This window comes from Saccharothrix sp. S26, from assembly GCF_021390395.1.
Classification (GTDB): Bacteria; Actinomycetota; Actinomycetes; order Mycobacteriales; family Pseudonocardiaceae; genus Actinosynnema.
The window spans coordinates 14067-32497 of sequence record NZ_JAJUWT010000018.1; the positions used below are offsets into that span (position 1 = coordinate 14067).

The 18431-nt window shown below is 72.7% G+C and carries 10 protein-coding genes; 5 read left to right on the top strand and 5 right to left on the bottom strand.

Going from position 1 to position 18431, the window contains the following annotated elements; genetic code table 11:
- The first annotated feature begins 26 nt into the window (after positions 1–26).
- From LZG04_RS27095 to LZG04_RS27105, 3 genes are read left to right on the top strand one after another with little or no spacing between them, the layout of a single operon-like run.
- Positions 27–1340 carry a hypothetical protein gene (locus LZG04_RS27095; RefSeq protein ID WP_233821852.1) on the top strand — a complete coding sequence of 438 codons (1314 nt, stop codon included), beginning with the start codon at positions 27–29 and terminating at the stop codon, positions 1338–1340.
- A 60-nt stretch (positions 1341–1400) separates the two neighbouring features.
- Positions 1401–2624: a MoxR family ATPase gene (locus LZG04_RS27100; RefSeq protein ID WP_233821854.1), complete on the top strand. Its 1224-nt coding sequence runs from the start codon at positions 1401–1403 to the stop codon at positions 2622–2624.
- Entirely contained in the window at positions 2621–3844 is a 1224-nt protein-coding gene (locus LZG04_RS27105; protein ID WP_233821856.1) for a VWA-like domain-containing protein, read from the top strand. The genes LZG04_RS27100 and LZG04_RS27105 overlap by 4 nt, the downstream gene beginning before the upstream one ends.
- Positions 3845–4177: 333 nt before the next feature.
- Here LZG04_RS27105 and LZG04_RS27110 read toward each other — a convergent pair whose 3' ends face one another.
- From LZG04_RS27110 to LZG04_RS41990, 4 genes are all read right to left on the bottom strand, one after another.
- Positions 4178–5047 (bottom strand): AraC family transcriptional regulator, encoded by an 870-nt coding sequence (locus LZG04_RS27110; RefSeq protein WP_233821858.1) that lies wholly within the window; start codon positions 5045–5047, stop codon positions 4178–4180.
- Positions 5048–5210: 163 nt separating this feature from the next.
- Positions 5211–7622 (bottom strand): OmpL47-type beta-barrel domain-containing protein, encoded by a 2412-nt coding sequence (locus LZG04_RS27115; protein ID WP_233821860.1) that lies wholly within the window; start codon positions 7620–7622, stop codon positions 5211–5213.
- A gap of 5 nt (positions 7623–7627) precedes the next feature.
- The gene (locus LZG04_RS27120) at positions 7628–11977 is read right to left on the bottom strand and encodes an alpha-L-arabinofuranosidase C-terminal domain-containing protein (protein WP_233821862.1); all 4350 of its coding nucleotides are present in this window, start codon (positions 11975–11977) and stop codon (positions 7628–7630) included.
- A 174-nt stretch (positions 11978–12151) separates the two neighbouring features.
- On the bottom strand, positions 12152–12286 hold the full coding sequence (locus tag LZG04_RS41990) for a hypothetical protein (RefSeq protein ID WP_267938054.1): 135 nt from the start codon (positions 12284–12286) through the stop codon (positions 12152–12154).
- 383 nt (positions 12287–12669) lie between these two features.
- On the opposite strand from LZG04_RS41990, the gene LZG04_RS27125 reads away from it, so the two are divergent.
- Both LZG04_RS27125 and LZG04_RS27130 read left to right on the top strand, forming a co-directional pair.
- Complete coding sequence (locus LZG04_RS27125) at positions 12670–15414, top strand: right-handed parallel beta-helix repeat-containing protein (RefSeq protein WP_233821864.1); 2745 nt, start codon at positions 12670–12672, stop codon at positions 15412–15414.
- A gap of 109 nt (positions 15415–15523) precedes the next feature.
- Positions 15524–16375 carry a trypsin-like serine protease gene (locus LZG04_RS27130; protein ID WP_233821866.1) on the top strand — a complete coding sequence of 284 codons (852 nt, stop codon included), beginning with the start codon at positions 15524–15526 and terminating at the stop codon, positions 16373–16375.
- A gap of 57 nt (positions 16376–16432) precedes the next feature.
- Here the strand turns inward: LZG04_RS27130 and LZG04_RS27135 are convergent, their stop codons facing one another.
- The gene (locus LZG04_RS27135; protein ID WP_233821868.1) at positions 16433–17974 is read right to left on the bottom strand and encodes a tol-pal system YbgF family protein; all 1542 of its coding nucleotides are present in this window, start codon (positions 17972–17974) and stop codon (positions 16433–16435) included.
- Positions 17975–18431: the final 457 nt, after the last annotated feature.

Genomic DNA, 18431 nt, shown 5'->3' on the forward strand with positions numbered 1-18431 from the left:
GTTCCGTTCGCCCAAGGTGAGTGCTGATGCCCACCGCGAACGAGAACTCCCACCTCCACTCCTGGGCACGTGTGCGCCAGTTCGCCGTGCCACCGTCGATGATCGACCGAGCGACCGCCCGCCGCACGACGGGCGACTGGGCCGGGGCCTGTGCCGCGGCACGCGTCGACGTGGACCTCGACCTGCGAGCCGTGGTTCGCACCCGCGGTCGGCAGTTCGCCCAACGGCTCCGGGCCGACCTCCGCCACCTGGCCCCCGACCTGCTCCGCTGGCACTTCCCCAGGATCGGTCCCGACGGCCTGCTCAGGCCGGGGCTCACGGTCTCGCTGGCCCGGTACCCACCGGCGGCCGGCGGTGCCGTGACGCACCTCGTGGCGCGGACGCCGCCGGCGTGGGCGAGCGCCGGCCAGCGGATCAGCCTCGCGTTGTGGGATCCGTCCCGGCCCGAGCGCGGCCCGCACCCCCATCCCCGGCCACACCGGCGGTTCCGCTTCGACCTGCACCGACACCTGTGGGACGCGCGCCGCGCGGGTGAGCTGTGGGAGCGGTCCGGGGCCGGGCACCCACCCGCGGACGGTGATCCGATCGGGCCGGTGGCGCGGCACCAGTGGGCGGCGGAAGCGGCGCTGTTGCTGCGCGCGGACGGATGCGCGGACGGCGTCGTCACCGTGCGGCTGACCAGGACGCACCGGTTGCTGCTGCACCAGGACGGCTCGACCGCGGTGCCCTCCGCGCGGGACTGCGACCGGACCCGGCCGGTGCTGCCGGACGCGGCGACCTGGGTGCCGCCCGACCTGGAGTTGTTGCGCGCCGGGCTGATCGACGCCGACCGGCTGCACCCGCTGGTCGCGTCGGCGCTCCTGCCGGACCACCGACCCCGTGCGTCGCGGGGCCCGGACCGCACGGGGACCGCACGTCTGGTCGAGTGCCGCGGCGCAACGCACCGGATCGGCCTGGTGGACGGGGTGCTCGTCCCGCTCGACCACGACCCCGACGAGATCCGCCGGGAAGAGCTGCTGATGACGTTGGGCGGCACCGGACTGCCGTGCCTGCAAGTGATCGACGACGCCCACCGCCACCCGGAGTCCCTTGTGGACATCCGCGCCCGCCTGGACCACGGTGACGCGGCCGGCGCCCTCGACGTCGTCGAAGCCCTCCTCGGGCCGGGGGCGGCACTGCGCGACGGTCCGTTGCGCGACGAGCTCGAGACGGCGCTGCGCCGACGCGTCACGCACGGGCTGTTCCGGGCCGGGCTCGTCGGGCTGGGCCCGGAACCGGCGGCCCCCGAACCAGGACGACGTCAGCTCCGGGCGCACCCGCGCCACGCGACCTCCCGCTGACCGCACCACCTCACCCCCTCCCGCGGCCGACGCACGGCCTGACCCCAAGGTGACCAGAACATGCCTCTTGCGCTGAACAACGCCGCCGCGACGGCTCCCGTCCGACCGATGGACGCCGCCGCCGACCTGCTCGCCCTGCTCCGGGACACGACCACCGAACCGCGTGCCGACACGCAGCTGGAAGCCTTGACGCTGGCCGTGTCCGCCGACCTGCCGGTGCTGCTGTGGGGCGAGCCGGGGATCGGCAAGACCGCCGCCCTCACCCAGCTCGCCGACGCCCTCGACCTGCCGCTGACGACGGTGATCGCCAGCGTGCACGAGCCCTCCGACTTCGCCGGTCTGCCGGTGGTCGGCGACGACCCGGCGGTGCAGGGCGTGCCGATGGCCCCGCCGGACTGGGCCGTGCGCCTGGTCCGGGCGGGTCGCGGGCTGCTGTTCCTCGACGAGCTGTCCACCGCGCCGCCCGCCGTCCAGGCCGCGCTGCTGCGGGTCGTGCTGGAACGCCGGATCGGGGCGCTGCACCTGCCGCCCGGTGTGCGCATCGTGGCCGCCGCGAACCCGCGATCCTCCGCCGCCGACGGCTGGGAGCTGAGCCCGCCGCTGGCCAACCGCTTCGTCCACCTCCAGTGGACCTACGACCACGACGTCGTGGTGCGCGGGCTGGGCGGGACGTGGCCGAGGGCGACGCTGCCGCACCTCGACCCGGGACGCCTGCACGACGCCGTGGCGTTCGCCCGCCGGGCCGTGTGCGACCTGCTGGCCGCGCGACCCCGGCTCGTGCACCAACTGCCGAAGAGCGAAGCCGGCCGCGGCGGGCCGTGGCCCTCACCGCGCAGCTGGGACATGGCGCTGCGCCTGGTCGCCTTCGCCACGGCGGCGGACGCGTCCCGGGAGGTGCTGTCGATGCTGGTGCGCGGCACCGTCGGGGACGGTCCGGGCCTGGAGCTGCTGGCGAGCCTGGACCGGATGGACCTGCCCGATCCCGAGGCGTTGCTGGCGGACCCGGCGGCGGCCGTCCTGCCCGAGCGCGGCGACCTGCGCCAGACCGTGCTCGACGGCGTGGTGGAGGCGGTGCGCCGGCGGCCGGAGCGGTCCCGCTGGGACGCGGCGTGGTCGTTGCTGGCGCGGGCGCTGGAGACCGGCGCGCCGGACCTGGTGGTCGTGCCGGCGGCCACGCTCGCCGCGATGCGCCGCGACGACTGGCAGGTGCCCGCGGCGATCGAACGGCTGGCCGGGGCGGTGTCGCTGTCGCGGCGCGCGGACCGTGCGGCGGTGGGCGCGTGACGGTCGAGGGCTTGGACGAGGAGAAGCTGTTCGCCGCACGGCTGCACGCGGTGCGGTGCCGGCCGTACCTGGCGACGGCGTTGTTCGCCTTGCACCCGGTGGCATCGCGGTCGGTGCCGACGATGGCCGTGGACCGGCACTGGCGCTGCTACGTGTCGCCCGCGTTCGTGGAGCGCACTCCGGTGGCCGAGCTGGCCGGGGTCTGGGTGCACGAGGTGTCCCACCTGCTGCGCGACCACCACGGGCGCGGTGACCGGTTCATGGCCGAGCACGGGCTGAGCGGGCGGGGCGAGCGGTTGCGGCTGAACATCGCGGCGGACTTCGAGATCAACGACGACGTGTACGGCGAAGGGCTGCCCGAGCCCGCGGACGCCGTGAAACCGGGCCTGCTCCGGTTGCCCGACGGGCAGTTGATGGAGGACTACCTGCGCCAGTTCCGGCTCGGGCCGTACACCGCCGACTTCGCCTGGCTGGACTGCGGCAGCGGCGCGGACGGGCTGGACCGGGACTGGGACCTGGGGCCGGACGGCGCGCACGGGCTGAGCGAGCAGGAACGCGACGCCGTCCGGTTCCGGGTGGCCCGAGGTCTCAACGCGCGTCCCGGGAACGCGCCGAAGGGCTGGCAACGGTGGGCGCGGGAGGCGTTCCAGCCGCCGCAGCCGTGGCGCGAACTGCTGGGTGCGGCGGTCCGTTCGGCGGTGTCCGGCCCGGGGGTGGGCGAGGACTACACCTACGGCCGGCCCTCGCGGCGGTCGGCCGGCCTGCCCGGCGTCGTGCTGCCGAGCCTGCGCCGCCGGCCACCCCGGGTCTGCGTGATCGTGGACACCTCCGGGTCGGTGAGCGACGAGGAGCTGGGCAGCGCTCTGGTCGAGATCACCGCGATCGCCCGCGCCGTGGGCGGCCGCCGCGACCTGGTCTCGGTGCTGTCGTGCGACACCGCCGTCCACGTCACCCATGCCCTGTGCCGCGCCGAGGGCATCCCGTTGGTGGGCGGTGGCGGCACGAACCTGCGCACCGGCTTCGCCAAGGCCCTGCGCGCCAACCCCCGCCCCGACGCCATCGTCGCCCTGACCGACGGGCACACCCCCTGGCCGGAGTCACGACCACCGTGCCGCACCGTCGTGGGCCTGTTCCCGCGCGAACGCAGGTCCGGCGAGGACGATCCCGACTACACACCGGACCTGCCCCCTGACTGGGCCCGGGTGGTCACGATCGGGTGATCACCGAACCCGGCCGGCGGCCGTGGTGGACTGATCGGGATTCGGTCGTGGTCGTGGTGCCCCGGATCTTGTCCGGGCAGTCACGGTCGCAGGCAGGTCGACGGCGTCCAGGCGTGGTGGGCGTGGATGCCCAACCCCATGCACACCACCACCTTCACCACGCCGTCGAGCCCGGCGACCACCGCGAGGCTGGTCATCGTGCCGCGGTGGACGCGGACTTCAGCCGGCCGAACAGCGGGGGCTCGGACAACGTGAACACGTCGTGACCATAGGTCGGGCGGCCCGTGGGGCGAGCGCCACGACCGGCACCCGCGGGTGCCGGTCGTGGGGACGTCACGCCGGTTCGACGGGCAGCCACAGCTCGCAGGTCGCGGTGCTGAAGTCGGCGGCGCGGTCGAGGACGGTGACGATGGACGGGCCCGGCCGCAGGCGCCACGGGTTGGACGGGAACCACTCCGTCGCCGTCGCGGCCCACGCCGTCTGCAACGCCTGCGGGTACGGGCCGGAGGTGCGGAAGACCGCCCACCTGCCGGCCGGCACCTCGATGGCGTCGAGGTCGTCCGGCGTGGGCGAGCCCGCGGTGACGGCGACGCCGTGCAGGTAGGTCAGCTCGCTGCCCTCCGCGGCGTCCGGGTCGAGGTCGTCGCTGACCTGCAACAGGCCCGCCGGCTCCGTGTCGCCGAGGGCTTTGAGCCGGACGTGCTCCTCCGGCGGCAGGGCGGTGATGTGGTCCTGGATGTGCGGGTTGACCCCGTGGTGGATGAGCGGCACGCGGGTGGCGTGGCCGACCAGCCGGAACGCGGGGCGGTCGAGGATGCGGGTGTCCATGGGGACGCTCCCTTCGACGGTCAGGCGGAACCTGAGCTGCGGTTGGGTCCGAAGGGGGCCTCCGTCACGGCGCACGTCACCGGGGTTGGCGCCGTGGACGGCCCGGAACGCGCGCCCGAACGCCTCGGTCGAGCCGTACCCGTGCCGGACCGCGATGCCGAGCAGGTCGTCCTCACCCCGGACGACCTCCGCCGCCGCGACCGTCATCCGCCGCCGCCGGACGTACTCCGACAACGGCATGCCCGCCAACGACGAGAACATCCGGCGCAAGTGGTACCCGGTCGTGCCGACCGAACGCGCCAACGCGTCCACGTCGCACTCCTCGCCCAGGTGTTCTTCCACCAGGTCGACGAGCCGGTTGAGTGCCGAGATCACGAAGGCCTCCTTCCACCGCCAACCCTGACCGACGACCACCCGCCCGCGCCCGATCGCGGCGAACCGGTCCGATCATGCCGCAGTGCCGCCGGCGCCGCCCGTGCCGGAGAACGACGAAGCGGTCGCCCCGACGGGTGTCGGGACGACCGCTCCGGGCGGGCGCTCAGCGCTTGTTGACCTTCAGCACCACGGTCGTCGTGGACGGGGCGTGGTTGGCGTCGCCGTCGTAGACCACGGTCAGCTGCCACCGGCCCGTGCCGAGCGCGGCGGTGTCGATCGGGACCGTGGCACGGCCCGCCGCCAGGGTCGCCCGGCCCACCTCCAGGTCACCGCCGGAGATGATCCGGACCGTGCCCGTCGGGGTGAACGGGCCGCCCTTCACCTCGACCAGGGCGGAGGCGTCGCCGCCCGGCTTGACCGCGCCCCGGCTCAGGGTGGCGGTCGTCGTGCTCCGGTCGAGGGTCTCGCGCGGCACGGCGATCGCGTTGACCCGCTCGACGTGGCCCGCCTGGTCGACGGCCCGGTACCGCACGGTCGCGGCGACGTCGCCGAAGGTCAGCGGCGAGGTGTAGGTCGCCCACGCCGAGTCGCCCACCTGGTACTCGACCCGCGCGACGCCGGAGGTGTCGTCGGCGGACGCGATGGACACCGACCGGGTCGTGCCGTTCCACGTGGCCCGGCTGACCGGGGCCTGCGTGTCGACGTCGACCTCACGAGTGACCACACCCGACACGTTGCCGCTGACGTCGGTCGCCCGGGCCTGCACGGTGTGCCTGCCGTCGGTCAGCCGCACCGCGTCGGTGGTCTGCCACGCGCCGTCCACGGCGATCTCGGTGGACCGCACGCCGTTCTCGTCGGCGGCCGTGGCCTTCACGTCGACCGGCACGGTGAACCAGCCACCTGTCGGTGACGCGGGCGTCGTGCTCAACGACACCGTCGGGTCCGCGCTGTCGGTCACGATCACCGTCACCGCCGGGCGCAACGCCTGCCCGACCAACGCGCCCTCGACCCGGAACGACCCCCACGACGCGTACTGCGCCGGGTCCACGTCGGCCCAGTCGACCGCGGTCGCCCGGGTCGAGCCGTCCGCGTAGGTCACGTCCACGGTGGACGGCAGCACGGGCGCCACGCCCTCACGCGTGCGCACCGACACCGACGCGACCGACTTCGCGAGCAGGTTCGGCTGCATCGCCGCGCGCAGCGCGTCCAGCTCGGCCTGGCTGATCGGGATGACCGTGCCGTGCCGCGGGCTGCGCGGCAGCGCCGCGTCCGGGACCGTCGTCCAGACGCCCGACGCGATGTCGTCGGTCTGGAACGCCAGGTAGCCCTGGCCGCCGTGGTAGCTCGGCTGGTCGATCATCATGTGCCAGCGCCTGGGCACCTCGTTGTCGCGGAACACCGTCGGGCCCTCGCCGCCGGTGAACGTGCCGCCCCACGGGTTGGGCTGGCCGACCCCGATGCGCTCGCGCACCAGGGACCACGGCGAGGACGTCGTGGTCGGCAGCGTCCCGGTGACCGGGGCCATCAGGTCGGTCGACTTCTCCTGCCGGACCGTCATGGACGCCTCGTCCTTGATGAACCGGTAGAAGGTGTCGCCGTCGCGCACCACCGTGGCGTCGATCATGCCCAGGCCGGTGCCCCGCTTGACGTCCACCCACGGCTTCGCCTCGCTGAACGTGCGGAAGTCGCGCGTGGTCGCGTACATCATCCGGTTGTAGGAGGTCCGGAAGTCGCGGGACGCCACGTCGGTCGTCGGGTACAGGTTCGACGCCCAGTAGACGACGTAGTTGCCCGACGCCTCGTCGTAGAACGCCTCGGGCGCCCACGTGTTGCCCGCGAAGTCCGACGACACCTTGATCATCCGCTGCTCCGACCAGTGCACCAGGTCGGTGGACTCCCACACCATCAGGTGCTTGCTGCCGGACTCCTGCGCCTCGCTGAAGTTGTTGCCGCCGAAGATCTTCAGGTCGGTCGCCAGCAGGTAGAACTTGTCGCCCTCGTGCGACCGGATGAGGAACGGGTCGCGCAGTCCCTTCTCGCCCATGGTCGAGGTGAGCACGGGACGGCCGTTGTTCAGCTCGTCCCACGACAGCGGGTCGTCGCCCTTCGACGCGGCGAAGTAGATCTTCTCGCCGTCGTCGGTGCTCTCACCGACGAAGTACGGGAAGAAGTACGCCTCGTGCTCCGCCGGCGCGGGCATCGGCAGCACGGTGACCGGGATCGTGCGGGTCGCCGTGCTACCGCCCAGCGTCGCGGTGACGGTCAGGTCGACCGTCACCGGCTGGCCGCCGTGCGCGGGGCGGGTGACCTCGCCGGTGCTGGTCACCACGCCCTCGTTGCCCGACCGCCACGTCAAGGCCGCGCCGGAGGCGCCGGTGCGGGGCAGCGTGAGGTTGCCCCGGACGCCGTCGGCGTCGGTCAGCGTGACGGCGTCCACCGCCGCCTGCGCCGACGAGTCGGCCACGGCCGCCACGACCGGCTCCGCCGCCTGGGCGGGCACGGCGGGCAGCCCGCCCACCAGGAGTGCCGCGCCCAGCAGCGCGAGGGTGGTCCGCTTCCGCATGGCGATCTTCATCCCGATCACCCTCTCCTCGGCTTGGTGATCCGCACGACCACGCTGGTCTGCGAAGGGCTGTGCCCGCCGTCGCCGAGGTAGCGCACGACGAGGGTGTGCTCCCCGACGGTCAGGCCGCCGGTGTCCAGCGACACCGTCGCGGTCCCGTTGACCAGGGTCGCCGACTTCAGCGGCCCGGACGGCCCCAGGACCCGCACCTCACCGGTCGGCGCCGTGCCGCCGGACGCGCCGGCCACCTTGACCGTCAACGGCAGGACCGCGCCCTGCTCGGCCTTCGGCTTCGACGGCGTCACCGTCGTCGTGGTCGACTTGAGCTGCACCTGCTTGGCGGGCACGACGACCGCCCCGGGCGCCTCGACGTTGCCCAGTCGGTCGACCGCGCGGAACTGCACCGCGGTCTCGGCGTCACCGACCACGACCGGTGCCGTGTAGGCGCGCCAGTCGGCCGTGCCGATCCGGGTCTCGATCCGGTCGACCCCGACCCCGGAGTCCGCGGCGCGGACCGCGACGGTGCGCGCGGCGGAGTCCGCGGTGGCGTTGGACACCGGCGCGACCGCGTCGATGCCGAACGCGACGGGCCGGACCACGCCGACGTTGCCCGCCGCGTCCACGGCGCGCACCTCCACCGTGTGCCGCCCGTCGCCGGTGACCTGGACCTTGGCGTCGGCGTTGGACACCCAGGCACCGCCGTCGACGCGGAACTCGATCCGGTCCAGCCGCCGGTCGTCGGTGGCCGTCGCCGACACCGTGACCGGGTCGGCGTACCAGCCGTTGACGGTCCTGCCGTGCACCGTCACGTCACCCACGACCGGGGCGACGCCGTCCGTGGTGCGCATCCGCAGGAAGGTGATCGAGTGGGCGGGGAAGTCGTAGCTGAAGTCGTTCGACAGCCCGCTGATCTGCCGGGTCACCGGCACCACCTTGGTCGGCTCGGCCTTGGTGTTGGTGTCGCCGGGCGCACCGGTCATCTGGGTGATCTCGCCGTCGGGCAGCACGCCCGCGTCGGAGACCGTGACCCGCGTGCGGACGTTCTCGGCCGAGGTGTTGACCACCTTGGCCACCACGTCACCGCTCGCCTTGTCCCGCGTGACGACCTGGAACAGCTTCTCGTCCGCACCGGACTCGTAGGTCATCTGCAACTGGCCGTTGAGGTACAGCGAGATGTTGTTGCCCGCGACGACGACCTTCACCCGGTACGTCGTGCCGGTGTCCACGCTGTGGCCCTCGACGGACTTGACCTCGACCGCGCTGCCACCGGACGCCTTCTGCAACACCGACCGGGTGTTGTTCCAGCCGCCGAGGTTCCACCAGTAGAAGTCGTTGGTGCCCTTGGCGCCGAACCCGATCAGGAAGCCCTCCTGGCCGGAGAGCTTCTTGGCGTCGAGCTCCAGCGTGTAGTTCGTCCAGTCCTTCGAGTACGCGTCGTCGATGATGCTGCGGGCGTCCGTGGTCGTCGCGGACGACTGGACGTACTGGCCGTTGGAGACGGCCCAGCTGCCCGCCGCGGGATTCCACTGGTCGCCGTTGGCGAAGTCGTCGGAGAACAACGTCTCGCCGTTGGCGTTGGAGGTCACCCGCACGTTGTCGTACGCGGCGGCGGTGTTCCAGGTGGACAGGAAGACACCGCCCTTGACGACCGATTGGTTGACCGAACCGGTGAACGTGCTCGGCACGACCTCGTCACCGACGTTGTTGCCGAACAGCTTCTGCACCTCCCAGTTGGGGGTGTTCCACGACTCGTCGTTGTCGAACCAGATGGCGTCCGGGTTCCACTGCACGTACGACTCGTTGGACAGCAGCGGCGCGTAGGACGCCAGCTTGACCACGTCGGCGTTGCGTTGCAGGCCCGTCATGTACGACGCCTCGACCAGGGCGTTGTAGAACGTGTTGCCGCGCGAGGCGTACTCGCCCAGGAACACCTTGGGGCCGTTGCGGTCGTAGCTGTCGTAGCGGTGGTTGTTCAGCAGGAACCAGTCGGGGTCGTTGTAGTAGTGCTCGTCGACCATGTCGACGTTCTGGCGGCGGTTGTAGTCCCACAGGGCCTCGAACCGCGCGCCCGCGTCGTCCGGGCCGGAGTTGGAGATGATGGTGATCTCCGGGTACCGCGCCTTGATGGCGTCCCGGAAGGCCGGGAAGTTCGCCTCGAAGGTCGTGGTGTTCTCCTCGTTGCCCAGGCCGATCATCTTCAGCCCGAACGGCTCCGGGTGGCCGAGCGCGGCCCGCTTGGCGCCCCACTCGGTGGTGACGTCACCGTTGGCGAACTCGATGAGGTCGACGGTGTCGTCCACCCAGCGGGCGATCATCGCCGGGTCCTTCATCTCGGGGATAGTGCTGCCGCAGCCGTTGGCGCCGACCGACACGACGGGCAGCGGCTCGGCCCCGAGGTCCTCGGCGAACTGGAAGTACTCGAGGTAGCCGATGCCGTAGGACTGGTTGTAACCCCAGAAGTTCCAGTTGGTCGGCCGCTGCTCGACCGGGCCGATGGTCTCCTTCCACTGGTAGGTGCGCCGCCGGTCGGTGAAGCCGCTCTCCTCGTAGGTGCGGAACGTGCCGACGTTGGTGACGCAGCCGCCGGGGAAGCGCAGGAACTTCGGCTTCATCGCGGCGATCTTCTCGGCCAGGTCCTTGCGCAGCACCGACTTGCCGTTCACCGGGCCGACCCAGCGGTCCTGCGGCATGAGCGAGATCATGTCCAGGCCGACCACCGAGGCCGCGCCCGCGGTGACGACGAGGCGTGCGGCGTCGGTCGTGCCGGAGGCGGTCAGGGTGACCGGGTACTGCTTCCAGGTGTCCGAGCCGTCCACGGCCACGGCGCCCTCGGCGTAGGTGACCGCGCCGTCCGCGCTGACCAGACGGACCGCCAGGGTCTGGGCGGTCGTGGTCCGCGCCCACAGCGACGCGTCGTACTTCGCGCCCGCCTTGACCGCGAAGCCGCGGTTGTAGCCGAGGTTGCGCAGGCCGTCGCCGGGACCGTCGGCCACCAGCCGGAAGTGGTTGCGGTTCAGCGCGTTGAGCCGGGTGTCGTCGTTGACGACGAGCGCCTGCGGCGCCGTGCCGCCGCCGTTGACGACCTCCCAGCCGGTCATGCCGGTGAAGCTCGCGTTGTCGGAGGAGTTGAACTCGAACGACCGGTTGCGCACCAGCTCGGCGTACAGGCCGCCGTCGGCGGCGTAGTTGATGTCCTCGTAGAAGATGCCGAACATGGTGTCGCTGATCTGCGCGGCGGCCGCGTCGCCGTCGATGGCCAGCTCGGCGTTGGACGTGCTGACCTGGGCGAGCTTGAAGCGGACGGCGGCCGACTTGTCGCCCAGCACGAGCGGGCCCGTGCCGCCCGCGTAGGCGGTGCCGGCGGCGTCGCGCAGGAACAGCTCGCCGCCCGCGGCGTCGGTCAGCCGCACGGGTGAGGCCGCGCCGCCGGTCTGGCCGAGCGCGAGGCGACCGTCGGTCACGACGACCGGGCGGTCGCCCTCGGCGGTGCGCAGGTGGACGGTGCCGTCGGCCTGGGCGGCCGCGGTGAAGACCAGGGCGGACAGCGGCGGCTCGGGCGAGAGGGCCAGTCCGGCCGCGGTCTCGACCAGGTGCGCGCCCGCGGCGCTCTTGATGGAGAAGGTGCCGCCGGGCTGGATGTCCTTGCCCGCGGCGGCGGTGACGCGGAAGTCGTCGAAGGCCGTGTCGAGCGTCGTGCCGTCGAGCGCACCGAAGGCGTAGAGGCCGACCTGGGTGGTCTGGAACGCGGCGGTGACCGCCGAGCCGTCCACCCACGCGCCGGAGGCGTTCTTGTACCGGGTGGTGATCGTGTCGCCGACGCGCTGCAACTGCAACGTCTCGCCGGTCGAGCCGGGCCGGTCGACGAACCGCTCCGCCCGGAAGGAGGCGGCGGTCTCGATGTCGTTCTCGATCGCGATCCCGGACGGGGACAGCGTGCCCACGAAGGTCAGGCCCGAGCGGACGTAGTTGTCCATGTCCTTCCAGGCGATCAGCCCGGCACCCTGGTAGGTCTTGGCCACCTGGGCCCGCACGGTCACCTCGGCGGTGAAGTCGCCCGCCGGGATGTCGACCATGAACACGTTCCGCGCCGTGTTGACCGCCTGGTAGGTGTCACCGGTCTGGCCGGTGACCCGCAGTGCCCCGTCGCGCAGCGACCAGGCGCCGGGGTCGGAGTTGACGATCTCCCACTCCGGTCGGAGCGTCGTCGAGGCGAAGTCGTCCGTCCACGTCTCCCCTTCGACCGCCCCCGCGCTGGGGGCGGTCACCGCGGAGAGCGCGGCCCCGAGGGTGACCGGCAGAGCCGCGGCCACCAGGGCACTGATCCACCGTCGGCCCGGTCTCGCGACCGGCCGCTGCGCTGTCGTCATGAGGGGTGCTCCACTCTGAGTTCCACCGCCGTAGGAGATTGCCAGCGTTTATCACCGGGGAGTGTGAGCGTTAACAGACATGGTCGTCAAGGGATGTTTACCAACGGTAGACACAGCCCAGGGACTCAAGGTAGACATAGGTGAGCGTTCACAAGTATGACCGAACGAGGGTCGTCACGCCGCCCCCTGGAACCGCCGGCCGAGGCGCACGGCCTCGTCGAGCGCGGCGCGCAGATCGCGCGGCGAGACGCGGTGGAAGCACCAGTCACCCCGTTCCAGCAGTGCCCGGTGGATGTGCTCGGCGACCATCAACCCCCAACCGACGTCGGCGTGCGGCCAGATCCACGCATCGGCGTCCCGGGTGGCCCGCGGTGGCGACCTCGATCAGCCGGTGCACCGAGCCGACCCACCGGGCGGCGGCCCCGACGCTGTAGTGCCCTTTCCCCTCCGGCACCACCACGCCGAACCGCTCGGGACCGCGCACGCCGTCCCGCATCGCGCCCGGCACCGCGTGTCGCGCGCCGGCGCCACCGCGGACCCCAGCAGCTCGCGCAGCCACCGCAGCACCGCGATCTCGGCGTCCGAGATCAACGGAGAGTAGCCGGGTAGGACGTTTGCGGCATTCGTGTCACAGCGCCAACGGTTCCGCGATACAACTGCCGAGCCGTCCATCGCGTTCCCGGGGAGACACCGTGCGCTTGCCGAACATCGCCGCCGCAGCGGCATTCGCGGTTTTCTCCGGGGTGGTGTGGGTACCGGTGGCGCAAGCCGTGCCCACCACGCTGTACGTCACCGACACCGCGGCGTGCTCGGACGACGGCGACGGCAGCGCGGCCACGCCGTTCTGCACGGTGCAGGCGGCGGCCGACGTGGTCGCCCCCGGCCAGGTCGTCAAGATCACCGGCACGCACGACGAGAGCGTGACCATCACCCGGTCCGGGACCGCCGACGCGCCCGTCGTGTTCGAAGGCGGCGGCGTGCGGCGTCCGGCGGGCGGCACCGCGCCCACGATCACCGTGCGCGGGGCGCACGACGTGACCCTGCGGGACATGACCGTCCACGGCGCCACGGTCACCGACGCCGTCGTGGTCGACGCCGCCGGCCGCGTCACGCTCGACCGCGGCTCGATCCAGCCGGACGCCGACCCCTACGGCGGCGCGGACTCGGTGCGCGTCACCGGCGGGTCCACGGACGTCACGATCAGCCGCACCACCTACGGCACGCGGGGACGGGCCGTGTACGCCGACGGCGGCGCGCGCCTCACCGTCACCGGCAACGTGATCACCTCGCTCGGCAACTACGGCGTGATCGCCGAGGGCGTCGACGCCATCGCCGTCACCGGCAACACCTTCCGCGACTCCTGCCGCCGCGGCATCGCGGTCACCGGCGCGACCACCGGCTCCTCGATCCAGAACAACGTCATCACCGAGGTGCTGTCCAGGACCGTCAGCGGCTACTGCCCGCCGGACCGGGTGCACGCGATCGAGGTCGACAGCGCGGCGGCGCCCGGCGTCACGCTCGACTACAACGTCGCGTACCTGAACGTCAACGTGTACCGGTGGGCGGGCGCGACCTACCAGACCCCGGCCGACCTGCACGCCGCCACCGGGCAGGGCGCGCACGACCTGAAGACGGACCCGTACCAGGGCACCGCGGTCGTCGACTCGGGCAACGCGGCCGCGCCGGGCGTGCTCGACCAGCCCCTCGGCGGTCCGCGGGTGGACAACCCGCAGGTGCCGAACACGGGTGCGGGCCCGATCACCTACCTCGACCGCGGCGCGAAGGAGCAGCAGGACCAGTTCACCGGGGGCACCGTCACGGCGTCCGCGACGCAGGCACCGGTCGGTGGTGCGGTCACCGTCGGCAGCACCCTCCAGACCCGGTGGGGATCGCCGGTCACCTGCGCGGTCGACTTCGGTGACGGCACGACCACGTCGGTGTCGCCATGCTCCACCTCCCACGCCTACCAGGCGACCGGCACGTACACCATCAAGGTGACCGCGACCACCGAGTCGAAGCTGACGTGGTCCACGTCGTCGTCGCTCAAGGTGGTGCCGGCCGGCGGGGCGCTGAACCCCAGCCTGACCGCGAGCGCGGACGGCGGCATGACGGCGTACTTCACGGTCGACTCCGGCGGCGACCCGTGGAACATCGCCGGCACCTCGATCGACTTCGGCGACGGCAAGACCGCGACCGTCGGCACCGCGGCCCAGCACCGGTACGACCGCCCGGGCACCTACCAGGTCCGGGCCACCGTCACCGACGCCGCCGGCGCCACCGCGACGACGTCGACCAGCTTCACCACGCTCGGCTCGGGCTACGTCAAGCACGGGCCGACCCGGTTGCTGGACACCAGGTCCGGGGTCGGTGCGCCGGCCCGGAAGGTCGCGCCGTACGGCACGGTGCGGCTGGCGGTCGGCGGTCGTGACGGGATCCCGGCGGACGTGACGGCGGTGGCCGTGAACCTCACCGTCACCGACGCGACGGCCGACGGGCACCTCACCGCGCACCCCTCCGGGCAGGCCAGGCCCACCGCGTCCGTCATCGACTTCCGGGCCGGCGCGACCGTGCCCGGCCTGACCACCGTCGCGGTCGGCGACGGCCACGTCGACCTGTACAACGGCAGCCCCGGCACCGTGGACGTGATCGCCGACGTCGCCGGCTACTTCACCAAGGCCGCGTCGGCGGAGGGCTTCACCCCCATCCGCCCTCAGCGGCTGCTCGACACGCGCACCGGCCTCGGCATGCCGTCGCCCCGGCCGATCGCCGCGGGTGAGACGTTCAGCCAGCGGGTCGCCGGCCACTACACCGGCGGTGTGCCCTCCTACGCCACGGCGGCGCTGGTCAACATCACGGTGGCCGACCCGCGCGCGGCCGGTCACCTGACGGCCTTCCCCGCCGGCACGCCCAACCCGCAGACCTCGAACCTCAACTACACGGCCGGCCAGATCACCACGAACTCCGTGATCGCGCCCATCGGCTCGGGCGGCTACGTCGACCTGTACTCGAACGCGACCACGGACGTCGTCATCGACGTCGTCGGCTACTTCGCCCCGGGCAACCGGAGCTTCCTCCTGCCCGGGTCACCGCTGCGCGCGGTCGACACCCGCACCGGCCTCGGCGGCCCCGCCGGCGCGCTGCCCGGCAGGTCGACCACCGAGTACGCCCTCGACCAGGGTGCTCCGCCGCTGCGCTACCCGCCGACCGCGGTGATGTCGAACGCGAAGGTGGTCACGCCCCAGCGCGACGGCTACCTCACCGCCTACTCCCCGTCCCCGGTCGAGCTCCGACCGGACGCCGCCACGTTGAACTTCACCGCCGGCGCGGTGACCAACAACCTCGCCGTCACCCAGCACTCGAGCGCGGCGTTCCACAACGGCAGCGACGGCGACCTCGACCTCGTGGTCGACGTGACCGGCTACTTCTACGACTACTGACGGGTCGCCGCGTTCCCTGGCATCTGTGAACCACCTCGGCCCGGTGTCGTCCGGGCGTGGGAAGGAGTTGAATTCCGGGCCTACGCCGCTCGGAGCAAGGAGTGCACACATGCGCACAGCAACCGTGGCCGCGGCAGTCGTCGCGCTGGCCGCCGTGACCGCTTCGCCCGCTTCCGCGATCAACACGTACAACGCCGTGCCCGCCCCGGAGCGCACCGAGGTGGGTGCGCTGGTCGCCACCTGGGACAACGACGACGACCCGGCCACGCCGGACCGCGTCGACTGGGTGTGCAGCGGCACGATGGTCGACGCCGACACGTTCCTCACCGCGGCCCACTGCGTCGACGGCTGGCCGTCGAACGTCCGGTTCTACGTCTCACTGCTGCAAGACGTGCAGTCGGCGCTCGACACCGCCACCGGGACACCGGCGCAGAAGGCGGCGGCGGTCGGCGTGCCGGGCGTGGCCCACGCCGACCCGGCCTACCCGGGCAACTCCGCCGACGCGCACGACATCGCGGTGATCGAGCTGCCCGCCGAGCAGGTGGCGACGCGCTGGTCCTTCAAGCCCGCCACCCTGCCGACCGCGGGCAGGCTCGACGCGCTGGGACCGAAGGCGCTCGACGCCGCGGAGTACACCGTCGTCGGCTACGGCACGGAGGAAGCCCAGAACGGCCCCGGCGGCCACACCCACCCCGGCGGGGGCGTGCGGATGAAGGCCCCGCTGGGCTTCAACGCGCTCAACAAGACCTGGCTGCGCCTGTCGATGATCGAGTCGCAGGGCAACGGCGGCGCGTGCTACGGCGACTCGGGCGGCCCCAACTTCGCCACCATCGACGGCAAGCGCGTCCTCGTCGCGACCACCATCACCGGCGACGCCCCGTGCTACGCGACCAACGTGACGTACCGCCTGGACAGCCCTTCGGCGCGCTCGTTCCTCGCACCTTTCGTCGCGCTGCCCTGACGCCGGTCGCACACCGCGCGGCCGGATCCGTCGCCGGGTCCGGCCGCGCGGGCCGGGTCAGCCGTTGCGCTCCACGTACAGGCAGTACAGGTCGAACCCACCGGCGCTCGCGTCGAACTGCTTGGCCAGGTTCTTGGCGTCATCGAAGTCGGCGAGCACGTGGTGCGTGCCCGCGTTCAGGCCGACGGTGAACGAGGGCCGCCCGACGGGTGAGCCGCACGCGTCCGAGCCCTTGCCGAGGGGGTAGAACTCCGGGCAGGACGTGCACGGCGGCAAGGTGAACTCGTGCGCGGTGGAGCCCGCCACCTTGATGTCGATCGACCGGTTGACGGTGTTGATGAACGTGATCGTGATCGGGCCGCCCGCGCCGAGGGGTGCGGGCACCGGCACCCGTGCGCCGGTGCCGACGGCCACGTCGGCGGCGATGCGCGCCGACCTGGCCTGCGGCAGGTCGCCGTGGTTCGGGAAGGTTCTGATGAACCGGTCCAGCGCGGCGATCGCGACGCTCGCCCGGCCGTCGCGCAGGTCGTTCAGCCCGCAGTCGAGCATGGCGCGCGGGTACTGGTTGTTCGCCTCGCCCGCCACCTTCGCGGCGACCTCGTCGGTCAGGCCGGCGAAGAAGGCGAGGACGTCCACCGCCTGGCACGGCTTGCCGGCGGCGAGCGGCGCGATGGCCGCCGCGTAGAGCGCGTCGAACGCCGCGGGCACTTCCCGGGCGGACGGCGTGTCACCGAACTCGTCGGCGATCGTGGTCAAGGCGTCGGCCGCCGCACTCGCGCTGACGGGCGGTTCGGCGGTGATCTTCTTCGCCAGCCGCAGGTAGGTGTCGGCGACCTCCGGGGCGAAGGACTCGTCCTCGGACAGCAGGTCGCGGTAGACCCTGATCGACTCGGTCAGCCGGCCCTGGTCGCGCAGGCCGCGTGCCCAGGTCGTGTAGGTCTCGACGAGCCGGTCGCGGACGAACGGGCGCAGTGGGCTGTCCGGGTGGTCGATGCGGAACTGGCCGTAGCGCTGCACGGCGGTGGCCTCGTCCTCGGCGTCGGCCGCGCGGGTGAAGTCGGCGCACTCGGCCAGGCCCCGGTCCGCCGCGGCGACGTCCGAGCTGAGCGTCAACTCGTAGGGCCCGGTCACGGCCTCGAACTCGTCGGTCGCCGCCACGCAGTCACCGCGCCCTTGAGCGGCGAGCCCGGCGTCGTGGGCGCTTCGCCCCAGCACGCCGTACCCGATGTACGCGCCCACCACGGCGACCACCGCGATCAGCCCGACCACCACGGGCCGGCGACCCGTCACCAGCGGGTGCTTCACCGCGATCCGCCACGCGTCGAGGGCGAGGAATGCCGACCAGCACACCGCCAGGATCCGCCACAACCACGGGTCACCCGCCGCTTGAGTGGCGAACGCGACGACGACGAGCCCGACCGCGACCCCGACCGCCGTCCACGCCTGCCACCGCCGGCGCAGGTAGAAGTACCCGGCCCCGACCCCGGTGAGGTTCAACAACACGGCCGCCGCGGTGGACCTCGGCGCGGGCGGCGTCGGGGGGATCCGCAGGATCGGGTCGGTCGGCGTCGGGTCGACCCACTCGACGTGCTCCTGCACCCCACCCGGCCGCGCCCACGGATTCGCCGCCACGGCGGGGTGAGCCGCGGAGGGCGCGACGGACGGCGGTTCAGCGGGCTCCGGTCCGACAGCCGGTGTCGACTCGACGGCCTGCGCCGCCTTCACCCCGCCCGGCGCTTGTTCCGCGTGCGGACCTGCGGCTGCTGCTCCGGCAGTCAACCCTTCCCGCTCCACCTGCGGACCCACGGCTACCGCATCGGCGGTCGACCCCTGCCGTCCCGCCTCCGAACCCGCGACCGCCGTATCGGCAGTCAACCCTTCCCGCTCCACCTGCGGACCCGCGGCTACCGCATCGGCGGTCGATCCCTGCCGTCCCGCCTCCGCGCCCGCAACCGCCGTGTCGGTGATCAGCCCTTCCCGCTCGGCCGGTGCCTGTTCGGTCGGCAGTTCCGCGCTCGCGGCCTCGAGCGGCGCCGGCTCGGCGGCAGCCCGCGAC